The following is a 23,402-nucleotide window of genomic DNA, read 5'->3' on the forward strand; positions in this document are numbered from 1 at the left end:
CCGATTAACGTAACCGGGGGACGCGATGATCTCTCTGGGCTAGGATCAAGGAGTTAGGTAAGGCTTACCTGATTCTCCTGGGGGTCCTCGCGTGCGGCTCTACCTGACCGCGCTCAAACCGACCGACTCCGTGACGGACGGCTTCCTGCCCGCGGCCCACGCGCTGGGCTGCGAGGTGACGATCCTGACGGACCGGCCCGAGCGGCATCCGTACGCGGTCGCGTGCGACGTGCGGGATCCGCGCGCGCTGATCGACACGGTCGAGCAGCTCGGCAGACCCGACGCGATCTTCTCCAACTCCGACCATCTGCAGGCGGAGACCGCGCTGGCCGCGGCCTACTTCGGGCTGCCCGGCAAGGACTGGCGGGCCTGCGTGGCCGCCAAGAACAAGTTCCTCATGCGGCGCAGGCTGCGGGAGGCGGGGGTGGAACAGGTCTTCACCGTACGCCTCGCGCCCGGCGACCCGGTGCCCGGCGACCCGCCCTACCCAGTCGTGCTCAAGCCGCGCGAGGGCGTCGCCAGCGAGGACGTCATGCTCGTCGAGCACGGCCTGGACCGGGCCGTGGCCGAGGTCAGGAAGCGGCGGCCGGGCGAGGCGCTGGTCGTGGAGGAATACCTCGAAGGGCCGCTGCGCACGCTGGAGACGCTGGGCGACGGCACCGAGCTGCGGGTGCTCGGAGGGTTCGAGACGACGCTGGGGCCGCTGCCGTACTTCGTCGAGGAGCGGCTCGACTGGTCGCCCGGCGGGCCGCACGAACACGTGCTGGAGGCGCTGCGAGCGCTCGGCGCCGGGTTCGGGGCCTGCCACACCGAGTACGTCCTCACCCCGCGCGGGCCGAGGATCGTCGAGGTCAACTACCGGGTGATCGGCGACCACTGCGACTTCCTGCTGGGTGACGTGCTCGGGGTGCCGCTGTTCGCGTGGATCCTGCGCGTGCACCTCGGCGAGCCGGCGCCCGCCGTCCCCGCGGCCACCGCGTACGGAAGCGCGGTCAGCCTGGTCGCCGACCGGCCGGGGACGGTCAAGCAGGCGCCCGGTCACGAGTCCGTCGACGCCGGAGACGTACGGCTCTGGCACCGGCCGCTGCGGGCGGTCGGCGACGCCGTCTCCCTCACCCGCACCAACCGCGACTACCTGGGCGTCGTCCGCGCGGTCGGGCCGGACCGGGCGCGGGTCGACGCGGCCATCGCGGACTACCGGGCCCGCCGGCCGTGGGTGCTCGAATGAGCGCCAGGGAGGCCTACCTCGCCGCGCGGGTGCTGAACGCCCTGCTGCGCGAGGACTACGGCGGGCTGGCCTCCCGCGTCACCAGGAGCAGGGAGGGCGTCGGGCTGATGCTGGCGGACGGCCGCTGGGTGCGGCTCGCGCCGGGGCTGCTGTTCCAGGACTTCGTGGTCGCCGAGGGCGAGCGGCTGGGCCTGGAGCAGGTGCTGGAGACACTCGTCGAGGTGGCCGACCCCGCCGACGCCGAGGGGGTCTCCGCCTTCTTCGAGGAGTGCGTGGCGGCGCTGGCCGCGATGGAACTGCACGACACGCGGGCGGACGAGGTGCTGGCGCGGCGGCCTTCGTACGAGACGCGGGCCGCCTTCGTGGACCATCCGGTCTATCCGACCTCCCGCGCCCGTCCGGGGTTGTCCGAGGACGAGCTGGTGGCCTACGCGCCCGAGTTCGGGCCTTCCTTCGAGCTGTGGTGGGCGGCCGTGCCGCGCGGCGCGCTCGCGCCGGGCTCCGCCGTGCGCCTGCCGGCGGAGGCCGACCCTGGCCTGCCTGTGGGGGCCGGCGAGGCGCTGTTCCCCGTGCACCCGGTGACCGCCGGGGAGGTGCGGAAGATCGACGGCGTACGCCTGCTCGGCCAGGCGGCGGTCACCGTGCGCCCCACCCTGTCCATGCGGACCGTCGAGGTCACCCCCCGCCTGCACCTCAAGCTGCCCCTGCCGATCAGCACGCTGGGTGCCGCGAACCGCCGCTCGATCAAGCCCGGCACGCTGCGCGACGCCGCCGCGGCCGAGCTGCTGCTGCGCGAGCTGGCCGATCCTGACGTGCTCCTGGCCGACGAGCAGACCTACGCGCAGACCGGGGACGAACACCTCGCGTGGATGGCCAGGCGGCTGCCCGAGGGCGACGTCGTGCCGGTCGCCGCGCTCAACGCGCCCGGCGTGCTCGACGAGGTGGGCGATGTGGTTCCCGGCTATCTGCGGCTGCTGCTGCGGTGGAACGTACGGCTCTTCGTCCGCTACGGCGTCGCGCTGGAGGCGCACCAGCAGAACCTCGCCCTGGTCCTCACCGGCGACCGGATGCGGCTGCTCGTCAAGGACAACGACGGGCTGCTGGCCTCACCGGCGCGGCTGGCCGCCGCCGGGGTGGCGGTGCCGGAGTTCGGGGACGAGCGCATGCTGAACGACGACCCGCACGCGCTGGCCGACGTGTTCGTCACCATCACGCTGCACCTGGCCGCCGCGGCGGTCGCGTTCGGGGCGCTGCCGCACGCCCGCGCGTCCGCGTTACTGCGTGACACTCTGGCCGAGGCGCTCGCCGAGTACGGCGACGACCCCATGGCCAGGCTCCTGCGCGCCAGGACGCTCGACGCCGCCAGGCTGACCGGCAAATCCATGATCACAGCCGGGACGCTCGTGGCGAAGGAGCGGTCCGGCGCGCGCGACGTCAACAAGTTCTACGGGACCAGCGGGCCCAACTATCTGAGGAGAGCGTGAATGCCGAGCCTTGAGGGACTGGCCGTCGAGGCGCCCTCCGCCCTGGCCGAGGAGGCGACGCTGGCGGCCCTGTTGCGCTGCTGCGTGCGGGAGGTGGCAGGGCCGCGCGGCCTGGTGTGGCCGGCGCCGCCCTACCTGCTGCTGCGGGTCGCGGGCACGCTGCTGCGCGTACGCGCCCACGGCGGCGCGGCGCTGCGTTTCGAGGGCCCGCCCGAACGCCTGGCTGGCGGCGCGTGGCAGGTGCTGACCACGGAGGAGCTGATCGGGCTGGCCGAGAGCGAGCTGGGAGGCCCGGAGGCCGGGCACAACGGCGAGTTCGCCGGTCAGGTGCGAGCCAGCAGGGCCGCCGTGGCGGCGATCCTCACGGCCAGGGGCTCGGCCGTGCCGCCCGCCGACCCGTGGCTGGCGTCGGAGCAGGCGCTCGTGTACGGCCATCCGTTCCATCCCAGCCCCAAGGCGCGGGGCGGGGCCGGCTGGCTCCGGTACGCGCCCGAGGCGCACGCGGAGTTCCCCGTCAGGCTGCTCGGCGTGCGGGCGGACCTCGTCGCGCAGGACGGCGACACGTCGGCGCTCGACGCGATGGGCGACCCCCCGGCGGGCTACCGGCTGCTGCCCGCGCATCCGTGGCAGCTCGACCTGCTGGGGCCCGTGTTCGGGGCCGAGCTGGTCGATCTCGGGCCGGGGCCTGTCGTGCAGCCGACCTCGTCCGTACGGACGGTGTACGCACCGGAGGCGGAGGTCTGCCTGAAGTTCTCGCTGGACGTACGGATCACGAACTGCGTGCGGAAGAACGCCTGGTACGAGCTGGCCGGAGCCGTGGAGCTGACCAGACGCCTCGAACCCATATTTCGGGACGTGTCGGCCAGGCATCCCGCCACCCGCTGGCTGCCGGAACCCGGCTACCGTTCGGCCACCCTCGGCCCGCGGCTGCTCGAAGGGCTGGGCGTGATCGTCAGGCAGAGCCCGTGGGCCGTGTGCTCCCCCGGCGTGACCCCGACGCTGGCCGCCGCGCTGGCCCTCGACGCCCCCGCCCTGGATCCGCGCGCCTGGTGGCGGGCGTACGTGCGGGTGGTGGCGCTGCCGGTACTGGAGCTGTACTTCACGCACGGCGTGGTGCTGGAACCCCACCTGCAGAATGTCCTGGTCGGGCTGGACACGACCGGCCTGCCCGCGCAGGCCGTCTTCCGCGACCTGGAGGGCGCCAAGCTCGTCGAGGGCCGGCACGACCTCGGCGGCCTGCACCCCGACGTCGCCGGAGCCCTCACCTACGACGCCGAGCGAGGCTGGGCCCGCGTGGTCTACTGCCTGCTCGTCAACCACCTGACCGAGATCGCCGCGACGCTCGCCGGGCCCGACGACGCGCTGCTGCGCGCGTTGTGGCGGATCGCCCGCGACCAGCTCGCCCGCCAGGCCGGCGAGTTGGGCCGGCCGCTTCCCCTGTCGGACCTGCTGGCCGGCGCGCCGCTGCCGGCCAAGGCGAACCTGGGCGTGCGCTGGGCCAGGGCGGCCGACCGTGCCGCCGGTTACGTCCCGATCGCGAACCCGCTGGCATGATCAGCGCCCGGGTCCAGGAGGCCGTCACACGCCTGCCCGCGCTCCCCGCCTACCTCTATGACCTGCCCTCGCTGGACGAGCACGTCGCGTCCGTACGGCGGGCTCTGGGGGCGGCCGAGCTGTACTACGCCGTCAAGGCCAACCCCGACGCCGAGCTGCTGCGGGTGCTGGCCGGCCACGTGGACGGGTTCGAGGTGTCGTCGGGCGGCGAGCACGCCCACGTCACCGGCCTGTTCCCCGGTATGCCGGTGGCGCTCGGCGGCCCCGGCAAAACCGACGCGGAGCTGCGCCTGCCGCACCACCGCATCCACGTGGAGTCGCCTAACGAACTGCGCCGCCTGCTCGCCACGGGCCGGAAGGCCGACGTGCTGCTCCGGCTCAACCCCGACCTGCCCGTGGAGGGGGCGGCGCTCACGATGAGCGGGCCGTTCGGTATGGACGAGGAGGCCGTGGCCGAGTGCCTGCCGCTGTTCGGCGAGCGGGTACGGCTGCGCGGCCTGCACACCCACCTGGCCAGCGGGTTGGACGCGGAACAGTTGCTGCGGCTGGCCGGGACGCTGCTGGAGCGCGCCTACGACGAGGTCAACCTGGGTGGCGGCATGGCGGTCTCCTACGCCGAGCCGCGGACGAGGTTCGACTGGAAGGCCTACGGGTCCGGGCTGGCGGAGCTGGGCCGGGGGCGGCGGTTGCGGATCGAGCCGGGCCGGGCGCTGACCGTCTACTGCGGCTGCTACGTGACCAGGGTCGTGGACGTGAAGCGGGTGCGCGGCCAGGCGTACGCGATCGTGCTGGGCGGCACGCACCACCTGCGTACGCCGGCCACCAAGGGCCACGACCAGCCCTTCACCATCCTGCCCACGGGTGAGGGGCCGGGCGTCGGGGACGAGCCGATCACGTTCGTCGGCCAGCTATGCACCCCGAAAGACGTTTTTGCCCGAAATATCGTGACCACGGTCCGGGTGGGCGACACCGTAATCTTCGAGATGGCCGGCGCCTACGCCTGGAACATCTCCCACCACGACTTCCTCATGCACCCGAAGCCGGCGTTTCACTATCTGCGATCCTGACGCTCTCGATGAGCGCCACCAGGCCGTCGCCGTCGAGCAGGTCGACCGGGCGCACCGTGCGGTTGGCGCGTACGTAGTGGAAGGCCGCGCCCACCCGCTCCAGCGGCACACCCGCCAGGTGCGACCAGGCCAGCCGGTACGCCGCCAGCTGCACCGACGCCGCCCTTGCCTGCTTGCCCCTGGGCGGCTGCCCGGTCTTCCAGTCGACGACCTCGTAGCCGCCGCCGGGCCGCTCGAAGACGGCGTCCATCCGCCCGCGCACCAGCCGGTCGGCGATCATGGTCTCGAACGGCACCTCCAGGTCGACCGGCCGCCGGTCGGCCCACTCGCTCTCCTCGAACCGCTCCTGCAGCTCGGCCAGGCGCACGTCGGCCTCTTCGAGCTCGTCGTACAGGTCGAGCTCGAAGTCGTCGATCAGCCGCTGCTGCTCCCAGCGCGTCTCCAGCCACTTGTGGAACGACGTGCCGCGCCGGGCCAGCGGCGCGGGCTTGACCGGGACGGGACGGCGGATCCTGCGGGCCAGCTCGCGCGCGTCGGCGGCCAGCGTGACCAGCGACGACACGGTCAGCTTCGCGGGCAGCTCGACGGTCGTGGAGGGCCGGCGCCGGTGCAGCTCACGCTCGCGCAGCAGCAGGTCGGTGTCGCGTTCCCAGGCGCGCAGGCGCTCCTCCTCGAACGAGCGCAGCGGCTCGCCGGCCTCTTCGTCGCCGGCGGGCGAGCCGCCGAGGTCGCCGGACAGGGCGTTCTCGACCATGCGGGCGCCGTCGAGCACCGACTCGTAGCGCAGGCCCTCGGGCGTGACCGGCCAGACGGCCTCGGCCGGCTCGGCAAGCAGCGGGTTGGTGGCGCCCTCCGCCAGGTCGCCGGCCCAGAACGCGACGCGGTCGGCGGTGTCGCGGATCTCCAGCAGGAAGTCGGACGGCTCCAGCGGCCTGGTCGCCGTTCCCCAGCGGTAGCCGGAGGCGATCAGGTGATAGTGGGCCCGGGTCACCGCGACGTACGCGAGCCTGCGCTCCTCCATCAGGTCACGCTCGCGGCACCGCTCGTCGAACGCGGCCAGCTCCTCCTTGCTCAGCCCGCCCAGTCTGGGCAGGTCGGCGGCGTCGCCGCGCAGGGAGTAGGGGAGCTTGCGCGGGTTCTCGGTCCAGCGGCTGTTCATGACCGGGGTGGCGGGGAACACGCTGCCCGTGGCGATCGTCCCCTTCGAGCTGACGAGCTGCGACAGCCCCGGCACCACCACGATCGGCCATTCAAGCCCCTTGGAGGCGTGCACGGTCATCAGCTTGACGCTGTTGCTCTCGCCGACCCGCCCGGCTTCCAGCCCGAACTCCTCGCTCTCCGCCGCCTGAAGGTAGGCCAGGAACGCGCCGAGCGTCGGATCCTCCGAGTCGCCCGCGAACCTGGACGCCGCGTCGAGGAACGCGTCGAGGTCGGCCCGCGCCGCGAACGCGCTCGCCGTGCCGCTTCGCGCGGCCACCTCGACGTCGAGGCCGAGCCGCCGCTCGACCTCGCTGATCAGGTCGGGCAGCGGCTGCGCGGTGTGGGCTCTGAGCTGGCGCAGCTCGTGGGCGAGCGCGACGAGCCTGGTGCGGGCCGGCGGCGAGAACGCCTCCAGCCACTCCTCCCTGTCGGGCAGTTCGTCCAGCGCGTCGACCAGGCTGCCCCGCTCCTCAGCCAGGTCGGCCACCACCTGGTCGAGCGGGTCGTCCTCGCGGTGGCTCTCGCTCAGCTCGCGGGCCAGCACTCTGGCCTGCTCCCCCAGCACCCGCAGGTCGGCGGGGCCGATGCGCCAGCGCGGCCCCGCCAGCAGCCTGGCCAGCGCGTCGCCGGCCGTGGCGTCGTAGAGGACGCGGAGAGTGGCGACGATGTCGCTGACCTCGGGCACGGTGAGCAGGCCGCCGAGGCCGACCACCTCGACCGGGATGTCGCGCTGCTCCAGCGCCCCGCGCAGCGCCGGGAACTGCGAACGCTTGCGCGCCAGGATCGCGACGTCCTGCGGCTGCACGGCGATCGTCTTCTTTCGCTCCTTCTCGCCCCAGGGCATGCCGTCGGGGGCGACCTCCTGGCCGAGGATCCTCGCGATGCCGTCGGCGATCCACGCGGCCTCCTCGTCGGCGGTCTCGTGGAAGGCGCAGGTGACGCGGCCCCGGTCGACGCGGTTGGGGCCGGGGACGAGCACCGGCACCTCGCGGGCCTCCATACGCAACGGGAGCTGGACGCGGGCGGCGACGTCGAGGACGCGGTCGCCGTTGCGGAAGCTGACGCTGAGCTGGCGTACGGCGGCGAGATCGCCCGACCTTGTACGGAAATCTCGGGCAAAGCGGCGGAGGTTGCCGGAGGAGGCGCCGCGCCAGCCGTAGATCGACTGGCACGGGTCGCCCACGGCGGTCACCGGATGGCCGCCGCCGTAGAGCGAGCGCAGCAGCACGAGCTGGGCGTGGCTGGTGTCCTGATATTCGTCGAGCAGCACCACGGAGAAGCGGGCGCGCTCGATCTCGCCGACCTCCTTGTGGTTCGCGGCGATCCTGGCGGCCAGCGACATCTGGTCGCCGTAGTCGATGACCTCACGCCGGCGCTTGAGCCGTTCGTACGCCTCCACCAGCGGCAACAGCTGCTCCCGCGCCTCCTGGACACTGAGCGGCCTGCGCTGCGCGAGTGTGGTGCGGCCGGGCAGCTCCGCCAGGCGCTCCTTCAGCCACCCGCCCAGCCGCCTGACGTCGGAGGGCGAGCGCAGGTGCTCCGACAGCTCGCCCGCCAGCTCCAGCACGGCGGCCGTGACCGACGGCGGGCCCAGCTCGATCTTGTCCATCGGCCCGTCGTACATCGCGACCACCCGCGAGGCGAGCTGCCACGACACGGCGGGCGTGACCAGGCGCATGGTCGGCTCCAGCCCTTCGCGCAGCGCGTGGTCGGTCACCAGTCGGGAGGCGTAGGCGTGGTAGGTGGACACGGTGGGCTCGTTGTCGAGCGCGCCCGGCTCGACCAGGCCGGCCTCCGCCAGGCCGGACAACCGTTCCCTGACCCTCGTGGCCAGCTCGGCGGCGGCCTTGCGGGTGAACGTCAGGCCCAGCACGTTCTCCGGCCTGACCAGGCCGTTGGCGACCAGCCAGACCACGCGGCCCGCCATCGTCTCGCTCTTGCCCGAGCCGGCGCCCGCCATGACGACGGTCGGCTCCAGCGGGGCCTCGATGACCGCGGCCTGTTCGCGGGTGGGGGGCAGGATGCCCAGCTTGCCGGCGAGTTCGGCCGGGGTCAGCACACCTGGCCTCCGTTGTCGTTGACCGGGCAGCTCGCCCTGGCCGCGCAGGTGCGGCAGCCGTCGTTGACCTTGGCCTGGAAGAACGGGCCCGACATGCCGGTCGCCACGGTGTCGACGAGGTCGGCGGCCCAGCCCGGGTCGCGGTCGTCGGCCAGCGCTCCCTGCCGCTGCTCCAGCGCGTCCTTCTTGCCCGCCGCCTTGCCGAGCTGCACCAGCGCGGCGCCGCCGGGCTCGGTCATGCCGTGCCGGGCGAACGCGCCGAGCAGCGCGGCGAGCTGGTAGACGCCCAGCTGCGGATGGCGGTCGAGGTCGCCGGCCTTGGGTTTGGCGCCGCCGGTCTTGAGGTCGATGATGACCGCGCGATTGCCGGAGTCGCGCTCGACCCGGTCGACCCGGCCCTTGATCTGCACCCCGTCGGAGAGCATCGCGGTGAACGCCTCCTCCAGCGCCACCAGCTCGCGCGGGTTCTCCTTGTGCCAGCGCAGGAACTTGCCGATCATCTGCTCGGCGACCTGGCGCTGCTTGCGGTTGTACCAGACACCGCCGAAGTCGAGATCGTTCCACACCTGGTCGAGGCGGTGGCCGAGGAGGTCCTCGCTGGGCAGGTCGGTGGCCGCGAGGACGGCCAGCGCGTGGATGACGTTGCCCAGGCCCTGGGCGGTGCTGGTGCCCGCGGCCCCGACGGCCGTCTCCAGGAGCCAGCGCAGGCCGCACTTGGTGAAGCTCTCGACCGCCGACGGCGAGATGCTGACGACCCCGTCGGGCCAGCTCAGGGGGCGGTCGTCGGAGATGGAGGTGAGGGCGTACCAGTCGTTGGGGTGGGCGCCCTGGACGCCCGCCGCGGCCAGGCGGGCGAGCTGGTGGGCCGCCTTCTGCCGCATTCTCGCCGGTTTGGTGGGATCGGTCACCGCGCTGCGCAGGTCGGCCACGAGCGCGGACATGGTGAGCCAGCGGGCGCGGTCGTCGACCGTGGCCGTCTCCACCGCGCCCGGCATCAGCTCGGACAGGAACCTCGACGGCCGTTCGTCGGTGTCGTCGCCTCCCACTGCCGTCACCACGAGCCTGCGCCTCGCCCTGGTGGCGGCCACGTAGAACAGCCTGCGCTCCTCGGCCAGCAGCTTGGAGACCAGCGACGCGGCGTTGGGCTCGGCGCCCTCGACCACCTCGACCAGGTCTTCGACGCCGAGCAGCGACCCGCGCAGGCGCAGATCGGGCCAGACGCCCTCCTGCACGCCCGCGACCACGACGACGTCCCACTCGAGGCCCTTCGAGCGGTGGGCGGTCAGCACGCGGACGGCGTCGCCGTCGGGCGCCCGGTCGGCCAGCGTGTCGCCGGGGATCTCCTGGGCGGCCAGGTCGTCGATGAACACCTCGGGGCCCGCCTTGGGCATGCGGTCGACGAACCTTGCCGCGTGGTCGAACAGCGCCACCACGGCGTCGAGGTCGCGGTCGGCCTGCGCGCCCCTGGGGCCGCCCGACAGGCTCAGGTCGGTCCAGCGCTCGGACAGGCCGCTGCCCTGCCACACGGCCCACAGCAGGTCTTCGGCGGTGCCCTCCTGCCGCGCGGCCTCCCTGGCGGTGGCGAGGAGCCTCGCGACCCGCTCGGCCGGCAGGGCGACGTGGGGCTCGACGCGGGTCAGCTCGCGCGCGTCCTGCACGGCCGCCACGAGCAGCTCGCCGGACGAGCGTGCCGCTAACGGCCGCTCGTCGTCACCGGTGCCCGTCTCGCGCAGCGCCGCCACGGCGTCGTTCTCGGCGATCTTGAGTGCGCGGCGGAGCCGGCGTACGCCGATCATGTCGGTGCCGCCGAGCGGGCCGGTCAGCAGCTCCTCCGCCACCGCCTCGTCGAGCTGGGACGGGTCGAGCGCGACCCGCAACATCGTGAGCAGCGGGCGCACACCGGGCTCCTGGGCGATCGGCACCTCGTCGCCCGCGATCATCGTCGGCACGCCCGCGTTGACCAGCGCCCGCCGCAGCAGCGGCACCTGGCGTTTGGCCGAGCGGACCAGCACCGCCATCCGGTGCCACGGCACGCCGTCGATCAGGTGGGCCCGGCGCAGGGTGTCGGCCACGATGGCGGCCTCCTGGCTGGTGCTGTCGGCCAGCAGCACCCGCACCTCGCCGGCCTCGGCCTCGGGCAGCGGCGTCAGGTCGCGGTGGTCGTGCTCGTGACCGTGGACGTGGTCGGGCACAGGGGCGACCGGCAGCCGGGCGGCGAGCCTGCGCGAGGCCTCCAGCAGGCCGGCGCCGCTCCTGCGGCACACCCGCAGCGCCAGCACCGGGGCGGGGCGGCCGTCGCGGGCCGGGAACCGCTCGGGGAACTGCATGATGCCCTGCACGTCGGCGCCCCTGAAGCCGTAGATCGACTGGTCGGGATCGCCCACCGCGACCAGGTCGCGGCCGTCGCCGGCGAGCCGGGCGAGCAGCAGCTCCTGCGCAGGGTCGGTGTCCTGGTATTCGTCGACGAAGACCACGTCGTGCGCGGCCCGCTCACGCGCCAGCACACCGGGGCTGTCCAGCAGCGCCGAGGCGGCCCTGACCAGCTCGGCGTAGTCGAAGGTCTCCTCGGGGTCGAGGTCGAACCTGTCCTGGTAACGCCCGGCGAACCGGCCGGCCGCCGCCCAGTCGGCGCGCCCGTGCCGCCGGCCGAGCGCCACCAGGCGCTCGGGGTCGAGGCCTCGCTCGTTGGCCCGCGACAGGAAGTCGCGCAGCTCCTCGGCGAACCCGCGCGTCCTGAGCGGCTCGCGCAGCGACGCCGGCCAGTCGAGCGCGCCGTTCTCCAGCTCGCCGTGGAGCAGCCGGCGGATCTCCAGGAGTTGCTCGGGACCGGTGAGCAGGCGCGGCGGCGGCCTGCCTTCGAGCACGGACTCGCGGCGCAGCAGGGCGTAGGCGTAGGAGTGGAAGGTGAGGGCGAGCGGGGTGCGGGTGGTGCGGCGCAGGCGGGCGGTGACCCGCCGGCGCAGCTCCTCGGCGGCCTTCCTGCTGAAGGTGAGGATGAGCACCCGCTCGGGGTCGATGCCCCGCCGCTCGATCCGGTGGACGACGCTCTCCACGATCGTGGTGGTCTTGCCGGTGCCGGGACCGGCGAGGACGAGCAGCGGGCCGCCCTTGTGCTCGACCACGGCACGCTGGTGCTCGTCGAGCACAGGAGGCACAACAGGGGCGCCATTGCCGCGACGCACCAGCCGCCAGGTCTGACCACTCACAACACTAGATTCCACCAGACCACAGGGGTAGATCGTGCCGACTTGCCCGGTCTCCCCGCACGATCCGCCTACCGTATCGAGGCAAATATCCAGATCCCCGGCGACACGCCGCCTCGCTGTTCGCCCTGGGCGTCACCTGTTCCGGCGCTCGCGGTCAGGGGAAGAGGTGGTCCACCACGCGCGCCGTGGCCTTGCCGTCGTCCTTGGGCGCGAACGTGGCGCGGAAGGCGTCGTAACGGTCCGCGTGTGCCGCCGCGACCTCGTCGATCGACCTGAGCGCGTCGATGACCTCGGCCGACGTCGACAGCACCGGCCCCGGCGCCTGCTCGGGCAGGTCGATGTAGAGACCCCGCTTCGACGAGTATTTCGCCAGGTCGTAGCCGTAGAACACAATCGGGCGGCCGGTGCAGGCGAAGTCGAACATGACCGAGGAGTAGTCGGTAACGAGGACGTCGGTCACCAGCAGCAGCTCGGCGATATCCGGATATGTGGTGACGTCGCGGGCGATATCAGGGACGGCGGGCATGGCCTGCATCGGGTGGGCGCGTACGAGAATCTCGTGGTCCGCGCCCAGCGCCTCGCGCGCCTTGGCGAGGTCGAGCTTGACCATGGCGTTCTTGCGGTCGTAGTCGCGCCACGTCGGCGCGTACAGGATCACCCGCTTGCCCGGCGCCAGCCCGAGACGTGCGCGCACCGCCGCCGCGAGAGCCTCGCGGTCGGGCGAGGTGAGCACGTCGTTGCGGGGCAGGCCGCTCTCCAGCACCTCGCCCTTGTAGCCGAACGCCTTGCGCAGCACAGGGGTCGCCCACGGCGACTGCGACAGCAGCAGGTCCCAGCCGCGCACCTCCGCCGCCTGCCGATGCCAGATCGGCGGCCTCGGGTCGCGCTGCATGTGGGGCTGGTCGTTGCCCATGTGCTTGGCCGGGGTGCCGTGCCACGTCTGCACCACGACCTGGTCCTCGCGGGCGCGGAACCACGTCGGCAGGAACGCGTTGGCGATGATGTGGCGCGACCTGGCCAGCGCCGCGTGGTGCTCACGGCTGCCCGCGCGCACGACGGTCGCGCCGCCCTGCGGCACGAACGCGCCGTCCTTGACGATCCAGATGTGCTCGCGGTCGTCGCCCCGCCGCAGACGCTCCTCGTAGATGGCGCGGACGCTGTCGGCGTACAGGCGGCCGTCGTTGACGACGTAGACGGTCGCGTCCGTCAGCGGCTCGGTGCGCTGGGCCGGGTAGAACACGCGGCGCAGCACATGCGTGCCGGCCACGCCGCGCTCGTCGGCGGGCCGGTCCTCCTCGACCGTCACCACCGGCACGTCGAACCGCGTGGAGATCATCCGGTACGTGCGCCCGTCGAACGTGCGCGGATCCTCGTCGAACCCGGGCAGCGCGGCATGGTCGACGCGCAGCGGCACGATCTCGCCCGAGGGGTGGCGCAGCGACATGTTCCAGGTGCCGGACGCCAGCGGCACGGCATCGCCGAACCGGTCCATCCCCGCCGGCCGGACGCGTACGGTGAACGCGTCACCGGACCGCTCCATGGGAATCCAGTAGGACAGCCCCGACCTGTGGCGCAACGTGAGCGTGCGGGGGCCGACGGCGTCGGGATAGTCGCCGCGCAGGACCAGCTCCGGCCCCTCCCAGACCGCCGAGGTGATCACCGGCCGGATGCGGTGGGCGGAGACGACGACGCGGTCGCGCCGGTCGCCGAGCACGGTGATCTCGCGGTCGCCCACGGTCGTGCGGGTCTCCACCAGATCGGCGAGCATGACGGACGCGGCGGGGTCGCCCTTGGGCTCGACCCAGAGCCGCCGGCCGTCCTTCTCCTGCAACAGCGCGGGCACGGCCAGCCCGACGACGACCTGCGTGCCGTCGCCCGAAGGCGTGAAGTCGGCGGCGATGCGGTGGCCGCCCAGCCGGGCGTGGCCCTTGGTCACCGTACGGCCGGGCAGGGAGATCGTGAGCTCGAGGCGTTCGCCGTCGACGGAGACGCCCTTCAGCTCGGCCCGGTTGGGCTGGAGCACGATCTGCAGCGCCCTGTCGGACGTCCAGACCGGCCTGGCCCACCAGCCGGGCTTCAACCGGCGGCCGGCCGGCCGCTCCGCCCTGCCGATCGAAAAGCCGCGCAGCAGGCCGGTGGCCCGCGCCCCCCGGCTCCAGAACACGATCTCCGCGCGCCACGTCGTGGCGTCGGGCACGGAGGGCCGGTGGCGCATGCGGCGGCGTACGGCGGACACCGCGCCGCGCACGGCGCCGCGCCAGCGCAGCGACCACGGGCTGAGCTCCGCGGTGAAACCGGACCAGTCGTAGTTGCAGCCGGGCTCGCGTGCCCCGTGGGTGGCCTCGGGAGCGAGGACCCGGCGCGTGCGCATGCGGATGGGCGGCAACCACCGGGGGCCGCGCAGCACCACGGTCGCCCAGTTGAACCTGCGGCTGCGTACGGACAGGCCCGCCAGGTAGGCGAAGCCGGTGACGCGCAGCTTGCCGTCGGCCCAGACGATGTCGTCGATGTGGGTCACGGGGACCAGGTCGGAGCGGCGCAGCCGTAGCAGGTCGGACGGCAGCTGGTCGCCGAAGGGCAGGTCGGCGTACCAGCGCAGGCCCTTGCGGATGCGCTTGGACGGCTCGGCCGCCGCGGCGACGACCGTGGTGAGCGTCTCGCCCTCGACGAGCTCCTCGTCGGGGCGGTGCTCGATCAGGTGGCAGATGACGCGGCGCGCGACCGGCAGGTCGCGTTTGACGCGCGCGTCCACGCCCGCGAGGTAGGGGCGGACGAGCTCGAGCAGCTCGCGCCGTCGCGCCGCGCCGCGTTTGACCGCGAGGTCGATGCGGCTCCCCAGGGAACCGCTCAGCACCTCGGTGTCGAACGCCGCGTCGCGACCGCCTGGGCCGACCGCTCGCATGACCGCTTCGAGAGGCTCGCCACGATCACAAAGATCTTGGACAGCCTTCAGGCGGTCGGCGAGCGAATCGCCGCCCTGGCTTCGGGCTGTAACGCCGGTGGCCATAGGGAGGCACCGCCTTTCGGGCCGCCATCAGTGTTTTGCCCATGGTAATGGGCGTCACATGTCACAGAATCGCCCGTTCGGCGAAAGTGCTGGTCAGACCACTTACTGAAAATCCGCTGAACGCCCGTCCCAGCGCGCCAGCCGCATGTCCACCCGCTCGCCGCGCAGCGGCGTGCCCTCCTCGCGCCAGTGGGCCAGGCATCTGCGCAGGTGGTCGGGGGCCGCGCCGCTTCCGTCCGCGTGCACGACCCGCCACCAGGGCACGCCGCCGCCCCACGTCGACATCACCGCGCCGACCTGGCGCGGACCGCCCTCGCCGAGATATTCGGCGATGTCGCCGTAGGCCATGACCTTGCCCGGCGGGATGCGCTCGACGAGTTCGAGCACCTTCTCCGCGAACGGGTTCATGGACCCCACGCGGCGGGTCCCGCTTCGATGATCTCGTCGAACTTTCCGATCTCCACCGTGCCGCCGTCCGCCTCGACCTCGATGACACCGTCACGCAGGGCGTAGACCTCGCCATCCTCGCCCACGAGCCGGGCGCCGAGCGCGGCCGCCAACCGCAGGAGCTGTGCCACCTGCCAGTCGGAGCCGGGCTCGCCGATCAGCTGGTCCCTCCAGCGCGCCACCGCGTGCGCGGCACCCGCGTGACCTGCCACGATCTCGTCAGATCCACGCAGCTCGAACCCGGCCGGCGCGATGGCCTTCGCGAGCTCCGCGAAGGCGAGTGGTGACTCACGCACCACCCGCAGCTCGTATCCCATGACGGGGGACCATAGCGGATCTTTACTCCTCCCGTCGTACGGAGCTTTCACTCCTTACGCTGATTGAGCATGATGACCGCGCCGCAGAAGGCCACCAGCGCCACCAGCACGCCGCCGCCGTACAACGCGAGGCGGATCGGGTCGGGCCCCGGACGCGCGGGGACGGGCGAGTCCTCGCCCTCACCGAAGTGCTCCATGCCCGGCACGACGCTGCGTTTGGCGCCGGTCAGGCGCTCGGCGGCGTTCAGCGCGGCTCCCGCGTCGACCACGCCGAACCCGGTCCGGTCGTCGTAACCGGCGGCGGGCCGCCCTTTGGCGCTCGACGACAGGGCCTGGGCCACCTGCTCCGGCCGCATCTTCGGATAGCGCGACTTGATCAGCGCGGCCACGCCCGCCACGAGCGCGGCGGCCGAGCTGGTGCCCTGCGACATCTCGTAGCCGCTCTCGCGCTTGACCACGGGCACGCCGACCCCGGGCGCCGCGACCAGCACCGACAGGTTGTCGCTGCTGAACGTCGCCCGCCTGCCCTGCTTGTCGGTGGCCGCCACGCCGATGACACCGGGATAGCCGGCGGGGAAGCTCCAGTAGGAGGTGCCCTCCTTCCTGGCGTAGTCGGTCTGGCCGTCGTTGCCCACGGCGGCCACCAGCACGACTCCCTTGCCGAGCGCGTAGGAGACGGCCTCGCGCTCCGACCTGAGCGGGCCGTAGGAGCCGATCGACATGCTGACGACCTGGGCGCCGTGGTTGGCGGCGTAGCGCAGGGCGCGGGCCAAGGGGCTCTCCGACGGGCGTCCCTGGTCGGGAGCCGGGGTCACCATCGTGGGCTCCTCGTCGGTGACCAGGGGCAGCGACAGGATGCGGGCGCCCGGTGCGACGCCGGTGAAGCCGTCGTCCTCGCCCGAGCCGGCGATCAGTCCCGCCATGGCGGTGCCGTGCTTGCCCGGCGACACCTCGCGGGCCACCGCGCCCGACGTCATGTCGGGGCCCGCGGTCACCCGGCCCTTGAGCTCCTTGACCTCGCCGTCCACTGCGCTGTCGACGACGGCGACGGTGACGCCCTCCCCCTTGGTGACCGACCAGGCCCGCTCGACGTTGAGCGCGTCGAGCACCCACTGCTGCTGGTCGCGTACGGGGTCGGCGTTGGGTCCCGCCAGGACGAGCAGCGCGGCCGTGAGCGTGCGTACAACGTTCAGCACACGTTCCCCTGGGTACAGGGCGGCACCTTGGGCGGGTCCGCCAGGAAGTAGGCGATCTGGTTGCCGACCGACTTGGCCGCCGGCCACAGCTCACTGTGCAGAATCTCCTCGGGTGGGACCGCGGCCCTCGTGCGGCCGTCGGCGTAGCCCGCCGTCGAGAACACGATGTACGGTCCCGCGCCCACCCAGCCGGTGCGCTGGCGCTGATCACGGCCGAAACGTTCGCTCACCGTACCGGGGAAGGCGACCGGCAGCACGCCGACGCGGTCGTCCTTGGCGAGCTCGTCCGTCGCCGAGACCCTGGACTCCTCGTTCTCCAGCACGGCGACGCCGACGGTGATGACGAACGCGGCCGTCTGGTCGGTGTACGTGGCCCGCAACATGGTGCGGCAGTTGTGGCTGCGCAGCACCTCGGCCACGGAGGTGTCCACACCCTTGCCGCAGTCGGTCTCGGGGGCGATGCCGACGCGCCTGGCGTACTGCTGGGCGCGGTCGAGGCCGACGTACTTCACTTCTTCCGGGAAGACGCCCGTGGCCGGCCACGCCTGCCAGCGCCTGGCGATCTCCTCGTCCTTGTACTGGTTCTGCTCGGCGGCGGTCAGCGGCCTTGAGCGGGTCTCGGCGACCAGCCCGACCGTGCCGAGCAGCACGACGACGGCGGAGACGGCGATGATGACGCCGAGCAGCGTGACGAAGATGCGCCGGTAGCGGATGCCCTGCCTGAGCTCGTCCATCTGGGCGCGCTGCCGGGCGGCCGAGCGCGTGCGGGAGCCGGCCGCCGGCCATGCGCGTACGCGTGACCTTCGGCCGGGCGCGGCGCCGAGCGGGTTGCTCCGTCGCTGCGCGGCCTCCCCCTCGGCGCGCGGAAGCCCTGAGGTCGTCCTACGTGCCTTCACCACCGCCTCGTTCCCGCGTTCGCTTGTCTATTTCGTCCCCCTAAGGAGGCGGATCATGCCTCTTGTGAGCTCTGCGCCCGGCGTACCCGCCTGACCAGGATGAATATGACGGCCAGAGACGCCAGCGCACCGGAGCCCGCCGCGGCGGCGACGGCGAAGTAGAGCGTGACCTGCCGCTGGTCCCTGGCGATGACCTTGACGGGGCCCGCGTCGCCGCCGGCCAGCGGCATGGCCGGGTCGTGGGCGTCGGCGCCCTTGGCGGTCTCGGCGTGCCCGGCGAGCTGGGCGGCCTCGGTCAGCGCCTTGGCGGCGTTCACGACGCCGAAGCCGGTGGCGGTGTCGTAGCCGCCGGGGGGCCTGTCGGTGGCGCCGGCGGAGAGGGCGCGGGCGACCAGCGGCGGCGACATATCCGGATATTTCGCCTTAATGAGGGCGGCCACCCCCGACACCAGCGCGGTCGCCTGCGAGGTGCCCCTGCCGACCCAGTACTGGTCGCCGGGGCCCGCGCCCATGATGTCGACGCCGGGCGCGGACACCAGTACCGAGGAGTTCCGGTTGGAGAACGCGGCCCGCCGCAACCGCCGGTCCGTCGCCCCGACCGAGACGACCCCGGGGAACGCCGCCGGGTAGGAATAAGGTGCGAAATCGCCGTCGATCTTCCTGTCGCCGTGGTTGCCTGCGGCGGCCACGAGCACGACGCCCTTGGAGATGGCGTAGCGGATGGCCGCACGCTCCTGCCGGGTCGCCAGCTCTTTGGAGATCGACATGTTGATCACGTCTGCTCCCTCGTCCACCGCGTAGCGAATGCCGCGGGCCACCACGTTCTCGAAGCGCTCGGCGGAGTTGAACTCCCGGAAACCGGGCTCTTCGTCCTCGAGGATGACCCTTACCGACAGTACGTCTGCTTCGGGTGCGACGCCGATGATCCCCCGTTTTCTCTTGGTTCCGTGACCGTGCCCGGCGATCAGCGAGGCCATGTACGTGCCGTGCAACCTGCGCGGAGTCACTCCCCGCGGGTTTGCGCCCTCAGTGAAATCCTTGCCCGTGCGTACGGACCCGGCCAGGTCACGATGGCGGCGGTCGACACCCGAGTCGAGCACGGCCACCAGCACCCCCGCGCCCTTGGTGGTGCGCCACGCCTTGGCGAGGTCGAGCGTCTCGATCACCGCCTGCTGGCCGCCGCGTACGTCGTCGGCCCGGACAGGCGGCGTCGCGAGCAGCAGCACCGGTCCGAGCACCGCCACCACCGCGCCCCGCCTCAGCACACGACCAGCCCTGCCCCGCCTCAGCACTCCCACTCCTTGGCCGTGCAGTCGGGCATCCGCGGCGTGCTCAGCTCGGACAACACGCTCTCGGCGATCTCGGTGGCGAACGCGAAGATGGCGGGCCGCTGTTCGCCGACCGAGTCCGCGGGCCGGCCGTCCACCTGCCCGGCGGTCGTCAGCACGAGGTAGGGGCCCGCCTGGCGTACGGAACCGGCCTGGCGGACCGCGGGAGTGAACCGGTCGGCCACCGTGCCGCGGAAGGCCAGCGGCCGCAGCCCCGGCTCCGGTTCGCCGTTGCCGGAGAAGGCGGACTTGGCGCGCAGCGCGCCCTTCTCGTCGTTCATGGCGACGACGCCGATCGTCACGAGCACCCCGCGCAGCGCGTCGATGTAGGTGGCCCGCAGCACGCCGCGGCACCCCGCGGCACGCAGTGGCGTGGCGGCCTCGGTGTCCACGGACTCCGCGCACGAGGTGTGCGGCGAGATGCCGATCCTCCAGGCACGTTCCTGCCCGCCCTGCTCCGCGGCGTAGCGCAACGTGGCGGGGAAGATGCGGCCCGTGGGCCAGGCGCGCCAGCGTTCGGCCAGCTCGCGCTGGGCCGCCACGTGCAGTTCGGCCGTGCTCGGCCCGCGCGTCAGCTCTGTGCCCGCCGCGCTGCCGGCCACCCCGGCGGCCACCGCGCAGATCAGCGTCAGCGCGGAGGCCACTACCAGGGTGGGCCAGGGGCGTGCGGAATCCACGGCGGGCGCCCCTTCGAGACCGTCAGTAGCTGGGCAGGCTCGGGTCGACCGTCTTGACCCAGCTCAGCACGCCGCCGCCGACGTGGACGGCGTCGGAGAACCCGGCGTCCTTGACGACCGCCAGCGCCTCGGCCGAACGCGCGCCCGACTTGCAGTGCAGCACGATCTTCTTGTCCTGCGGCAGCTTCTCCAGGGCCGAGCCGTTGAGGAACTCGCCCTTCGGGATCAGCTTGGCGCCGGGGATGGAGACGATCTCGTACTCGTTGGGCTCGCGGACGTCGATGACGAAGATGTCCTCGCCGCGGTCCATCATGCCCTTGAGCTCCTGCGCCGTGATCGTGGAGCCGCTGGCGGCCTCGGCGGCCTCGTCGGAGATCGCGCCGCAGAACGCCTCGTAGTCGTCGAGCAGCCGCGTCTGCGTCGGGTTCTTCCCGCACAGCACGCACTCCGGGTCCTTGCGGACCTTGACGTCGCGGTATTTCATCTCGAGGGCGTCATAGATCATCAGCCGCCCGACCAGCGGGTCGCCGATCCCGGTCAGCAGCTTGATGGCCTCGTTGACCTGGATGGAGCCCACCGACGCGCAGAGCACGCCGAGCACGCCGCCCTCGGCGCACGACGGCACCATGCCGGGGGGCGGAGGCTCCGGGTAGAGGCAGCGGTAGCACGGGCCGTGCTCGGCCCAGAACACGCTCGCCTGGCCGTCGAAGCGGTAGATCGACCCCCAGACGTACGGCTTGCCGAGCAGCACCGCGGCGTCGTTCACCATGTAGCGCGTGGCGAAGTTGTCGGTGCCGTCGACGATCAGATCGTAGCCGGAGAAGATCTCCATGACGTTGTCCGTGCTCAGCGCCGTGTTGTGGATCACGACGTCGACCAGCGGGTTGATCTCATGGACCGACGCGGCGGCGCTCTCGGCCTTCGGCTTGCCCACGTCGGACTGGCCGTGGATGACCTGGCGCTGCAGGTTGGACTCATCGACCACGTCGAAGTCGATGATGCCGAGGGTGCCGACGCCGGCCGCCGCGAGATAGAGCAGCGCGGGCGAGCCCAGGCCCCCGGCGCCCACACAGAGCACCTTGGCGTTCTTCAGCCGCTTCTGCCCCGCCATGCCCACATCGGGAATGATCAGGTGACGCGAGTAGCGGCGCACTTCGTCGACGGTCAGCTCTGCGGCCGGCTCGACCAGCGGTGGCAACGACACTTTCTACGCTCCCGTTTGCAGGGGGTCTTATCTCACCTTGAAACCTAGCTGGCGAGTCGGGCATTCCCCAATCGAGTCTCACCGATCAGACGGCGGGCCTCCGCCGCCACGACCTGCGGCGTCTCCATCATCGCCACGTGCCCGGCCGTGGGCAGCAACACCAGTCTGACCTTCCGGAACGTACGGTACGCCTTCGCGGCCATGGCGGGGCGGACCAGGCGGTCGTGCCGCCCGTGCACGATCAGGGCCGGCGCCTCGACCTTCGCCGCCAGACGCCAGAGGTTGTCCTCGCCGAAGCGGAGGTACTCGGCGACGATGCCCCGGGCGGAGGCGATCATGGACTCACCGGCGTGGGGGAGGGCGTCGCGCCTGCGCTGCTCGTCGACGGCGTCGCGCACGCGTTCGGGATGGACGGCGCCGGCGTTGGCGTACACCATGGCGAGCGAGGCGCTGACCCGCTGCTCGGCCGGCAGCAGCCGCATCGTGCTCGCCGCCCACTCGCCGAGCTTGGGCAGCGCGGCGGCGGCCACGCGGACGGGCCCGTACCTGGGGAGCAGGTCGGGCAGCGCGGGTGAGATGAGAGTGAGCGAGCGGACCAGGTCGGGGCGGCCCGCGGCGACCCTGACGGAGACCGCGCCGCCGAGCGAGTTGCCGAACAGGTGGGCCGGACCCGTCCGCTCCAGCAGGCCGATCACGGCTTTGGCGTGGCCCGCCACGGAGTAGTCGCCGTCGGCGGGGGCCGGCGAGAAACCCGCGCCTGGCAGGTCGAGGGCGTGGCAGGTGACCTCGTCCTTGAGCTCGTCCATGAGGTCGGTCCAGTTGGTCGCCGAGCCCGCCAGCCCGTGCACGAAGACGGCCTGCTCCGTCGGGCCTTCCCTGACCGCATGCGCGTGCGCCGCGCCCGGCCCCTCGCCGTGGGGCCGCCTGGCGGTGGAGTGCCCGGCCCAGGCCTCGCCCGGGGCCGGCTGGGTGGATCGGACGTGCACTGAGCCGATCATGCGTCCCGGCCAGTGCGGGATCGGCTCCGGGGTCATCATCGAACCTCCATCGTCGCTGTCGAACGTCTCTTCCCCTTACCTCAACGATAACCACCCCCTCATGGCCCGGACCGGGTCGTGAGGGCGGACTCGAAGGGCGAGCCGATTCGGACATATCGACATATATCGCTTCATAGATCCCTAAGGGATCTCATGACAACCCAAGACTGCGGCAAAAGCTGCTGTTTGCCGTTTATGGGGGCCATGGTCCGGAAAGCATCAGACCAGCGACACCTAGCGTAATCAGCGTGACACTCACCGTAAATGGCGGGATCGATACGGGTGCGGCGCCGCCGTACTCATTCGAGCATGCCCGTCGGCGCGCTAATTGGTGCCGCCTGCAGGTCGTGGCATTTCATCACGTCCGCGAATACGTACGCCTAATCAGCCGAGGGCATTACGCTCACGCGCCCGGGTGATCCCGGACGCCAGGCATTGAATGCCCGCCATTCCGTGCTGCCGCCACCCGCGAACCGGCACAATCGGACATATCATGCCATTTCATTGGATAGACGTTTAAGCCGAGCAATAAGATTGTTAATGCACAGCAAAATAGGGTGATTCCTGTTTGCCCGCCCACGGCCCCGGAAATGACTTTCCACGGATGACTCTTCAGCAGCCGTCCAAGACCTGTTTTCAGGTACCCGGAAACGTCGAGAACGGGGCAACCGATCCTTTAGGGGGAAAACGCAATGCCCAAGCTCAAGAGTGTTATCGCAGGCCTCGCCCTTAGCACGGCGATGACTGGCGGCGTGGTCGGCCTGAGCGCGACCAGCGCCGAGGCCAACACCCCGGTCCGCAGCGGCCCGTCCGTCGTCACTGGGGACGACGGCCGCTGGGGCTGGGGCTGGGGCCACCACCGGCGCCACCGCCACAACTGCAAGCGTCACGGTCACCACCACCACGGTGGCTGGGGCTGGGGACACCGCCGTCACCACCGTGGCCAGATCTGCGTCGTCATCCGCAATGACAACCGCAACGAGAACGGGGAGCGTCGCCACCGCCACCACCGTGGCTGGTGACATGACCGTGAAATGATGGCGCAGGGATGAACACCGTTCTCCGTGAATGGCCGTCGTGCACAGCGACGTGAACACGACCGGCGAATAACGGGCTCATTTCTCCTCATCTCGCACGGCACTCCCGGTGAGGGCTCCACTGGCGTCGGCCAGGGAGCCCTCGCTGCATTTGCACGGGCAACCGGCCGCGCCGGCGGCCGCCCCCACAAAAGCCATGCAGGTCTCTACTATCCGGCAAAACTGGACAATTCCGGTTAGTTAGCCTTTGAGTCGGATATATGTAGACCACGGATGAATCGCTAGCGAGGAATCCGATCTCTTCCCGCCGATCCTCGCGATCGCAGGAATGAGAGAACGGGGCAATCGATCCTTTAGGGGGAAAACGCAATGCCCAAGCTTAAAAGTGTTATCGCAGGCCTCGCCGTCAGCACGGCGCTGACCGGCGGCGTGGTCGCCGCGGGCGCGACCACGAGTGC

At 71.9% G+C, this 23,402-nt stretch carries 16 protein-coding genes; 5 read left to right on the forward strand and 11 right to left on the reverse strand.

The genetic code is table 11. The features are described 5' to 3' along the window. Positions 1-91 precede the first annotated feature (91 nt). Genes GUY59_RS28115 through GUY59_RS28130 form a run of 4 tightly spaced genes read left to right on the forward strand, consistent with a single transcriptional unit; the run spans position 92 to position 5,333 of the window. Positions 92-1,228 carry a siderophore biosynthesis protein gene (locus GUY59_RS28115; RefSeq protein ID WP_138201624.1) on the forward strand — a complete coding sequence of 379 codons (1,137 nt, stop codon included), beginning with the start codon at positions 92-94 and terminating at the stop codon, positions 1,226-1,228. Beyond that, positions 1,225-2,712: an IucA/IucC family protein gene (locus GUY59_RS28120; protein ID WP_138201625.1), complete on the forward strand. Its 1,488-nt coding sequence runs from the start codon at positions 1,225-1,227 to the stop codon at positions 2,710-2,712. The genes GUY59_RS28115 and GUY59_RS28120 overlap by 4 nt, the downstream gene beginning before the upstream one ends. Then, positions 2,713-4,266, forward strand: coding sequence for an IucA/IucC family protein (locus tag GUY59_RS28125; protein ID WP_138201626.1), 1,554 nt, complete (start codon positions 2,713-2,715; stop codon positions 4,264-4,266). Next, entirely contained in the window at positions 4,263-5,333 is a 1,071-nt protein-coding gene (locus GUY59_RS28130; RefSeq protein ID WP_138201627.1) for a type III PLP-dependent enzyme, read from the forward strand. The genes GUY59_RS28125 and GUY59_RS28130 overlap by 4 nt, the downstream gene beginning before the upstream one ends. Here GUY59_RS28130 and GUY59_RS28135 read toward each other — a convergent pair. The 11 genes from GUY59_RS28135 to GUY59_RS28185 form a co-directional block, all read right to left on the reverse strand. Further along, entirely contained in the window at positions 5,293-8,592 is a 3,300-nt protein-coding gene (locus GUY59_RS28135) for an ATP-dependent helicase (protein ID WP_138201628.1), read from the reverse strand. The two genes, GUY59_RS28130 and GUY59_RS28135, sit on opposite strands and share 41 nt — an antisense overlap. Then, on the reverse strand, positions 8,586-11,738 hold the full coding sequence (locus GUY59_RS28140) for an ATP-dependent helicase (RefSeq protein ID WP_138201629.1): 3,153 nt from the start codon (positions 11,736-11,738) through the stop codon (positions 8,586-8,588). Before GUY59_RS28140 ends, GUY59_RS28135 begins: the two co-directional genes overlap by 7 nt. 214 nt (positions 11,739-11,952) lie before the next feature. Next, positions 11,953-14,700: a CDP-glycerol glycerophosphotransferase family protein gene (locus tag GUY59_RS28145; protein WP_138201630.1), complete on the reverse strand. Its 2,748-nt coding sequence runs from the start codon at positions 14,698-14,700 to the stop codon at positions 11,953-11,955. A 207-nt stretch (positions 14,701-14,907) separates the two neighbouring features. Continuing rightward, entirely contained in the window at positions 14,908-15,213 is a 306-nt protein-coding gene (locus GUY59_RS28150; protein ID WP_171055416.1) for an MGMT family protein, read from the reverse strand. After that, positions 15,210-15,569, reverse strand: a complete 360-nt coding sequence (locus tag GUY59_RS28155; protein ID WP_138201632.1) for a hypothetical protein — start codon at positions 15,567-15,569, stop codon at positions 15,210-15,212. Before GUY59_RS28155 ends, GUY59_RS28150 begins: the two co-directional genes overlap by 4 nt. Before the next feature lie 47 nt (positions 15,570-15,616). After that, positions 15,617-16,765: a S8 family serine peptidase gene (locus GUY59_RS28160; protein ID WP_138201633.1), complete on the reverse strand. Its 1,149-nt coding sequence runs from the start codon at positions 16,763-16,765 to the stop codon at positions 15,617-15,619. Beyond that, positions 16,759-17,661, reverse strand: coding sequence for a hypothetical protein (locus GUY59_RS28165; protein WP_132333083.1), 903 nt, complete (start codon positions 17,659-17,661; stop codon positions 16,759-16,761). The genes GUY59_RS28160 and GUY59_RS28165 overlap by 7 nt, the downstream gene beginning before the upstream one ends. Positions 17,662-17,714: 53 nt before the next feature. After that, on the reverse strand, positions 17,715-18,953 hold the full coding sequence (locus GUY59_RS28170) for a S8 family serine peptidase (RefSeq protein ID WP_138201634.1): 1,239 nt from the start codon (positions 18,951-18,953) through the stop codon (positions 17,715-17,717). Next, positions 18,947-19,666 (reverse strand): hypothetical protein, encoded by a 720-nt coding sequence (locus GUY59_RS28175; protein ID WP_252374980.1) that lies wholly within the window; start codon positions 19,664-19,666, stop codon positions 18,947-18,949. Before GUY59_RS28175 ends, GUY59_RS28170 begins: the two co-directional genes overlap by 7 nt. Positions 19,667-19,688: 22 nt before the next feature. Then, positions 19,689-20,870 (reverse strand): adenylyltransferase/sulfurtransferase MoeZ, encoded by a 1,182-nt coding sequence (gene moeZ, locus GUY59_RS28180; protein WP_132333081.1) that lies wholly within the window; start codon positions 20,868-20,870, stop codon positions 19,689-19,691. A gap of 44 nt (positions 20,871-20,914) precedes the next feature. Then, positions 20,915-21,907, reverse strand: coding sequence for an alpha/beta fold hydrolase (locus GUY59_RS28185; protein WP_236667578.1), 993 nt, complete (start codon positions 21,905-21,907; stop codon positions 20,915-20,917). Positions 21,908-22,647: 740 nt separating this feature from the next. On the opposite strand from GUY59_RS28185, the gene GUY59_RS28190 reads away from it, so the two are divergent. Then, positions 22,648-22,929 (forward strand): hypothetical protein, encoded by a 282-nt coding sequence (locus tag GUY59_RS28190; protein ID WP_201761426.1) that lies wholly within the window; start codon positions 22,648-22,650, stop codon positions 22,927-22,929. The last annotated feature ends 473 nt before the right edge of the window (positions 22,930-23,402 follow it).

It is taken from the genome of Nonomuraea sp. K271 (assembly GCF_009908215.1).
Lineage (GTDB): Bacteria > Actinomycetota > Actinomycetes > Streptosporangiales > Streptosporangiaceae > Nonomuraea > Nonomuraea longispora.

Bases quoted from the DNA above. Each gene is read 5' to 3' on its own strand.
- GUY59_RS28120 (WP_138201625.1), top strand. From the start codon at position 1,225: ATGAGCGCCAGGGAGGCCTACCTCGCCGCGCGGGTGCTGAACGCCCTG.
- GUY59_RS28155 (WP_138201632.1), bottom strand. From the start codon at position 15,569: ATGGGATACGAGCTGCGGGTGGTGCGTGAGTCACCACTCGCCTTCGCG.
- GUY59_RS28185 (WP_236667578.1), bottom strand. From the start codon at position 21,907: ATGATGACCCCGGAGCCGATCCCGCACTGGCCGGGACGCATGATCGGC.
- GUY59_RS28130 (WP_138201627.1), top strand. From the start codon at position 4,263: ATGATCAGCGCCCGGGTCCAGGAGGCCGTCACACGCCTGCCCGCGCTC.
- GUY59_RS28190 (WP_201761426.1), top strand. From the start codon at position 22,648: ATGACTGGCGGCGTGGTCGGCCTGAGCGCGACCAGCGCCGAGGCCAAC.
- GUY59_RS28125 (WP_138201626.1), top strand. From the start codon at position 2,713: ATGCCGAGCCTTGAGGGACTGGCCGTCGAGGCGCCCTCCGCCCTGGCC.
- GUY59_RS28150 (WP_171055416.1), bottom strand. From the start codon at position 15,213: ATGAACCCGTTCGCGGAGAAGGTGCTCGAACTCGTCGAGCGCATCCCG.
- GUY59_RS28145 (WP_138201630.1), bottom strand. From the start codon at position 14,700: ATGCGAGCGGTCGGCCCAGGCGGTCGCGACGCGGCGTTCGACACCGAG.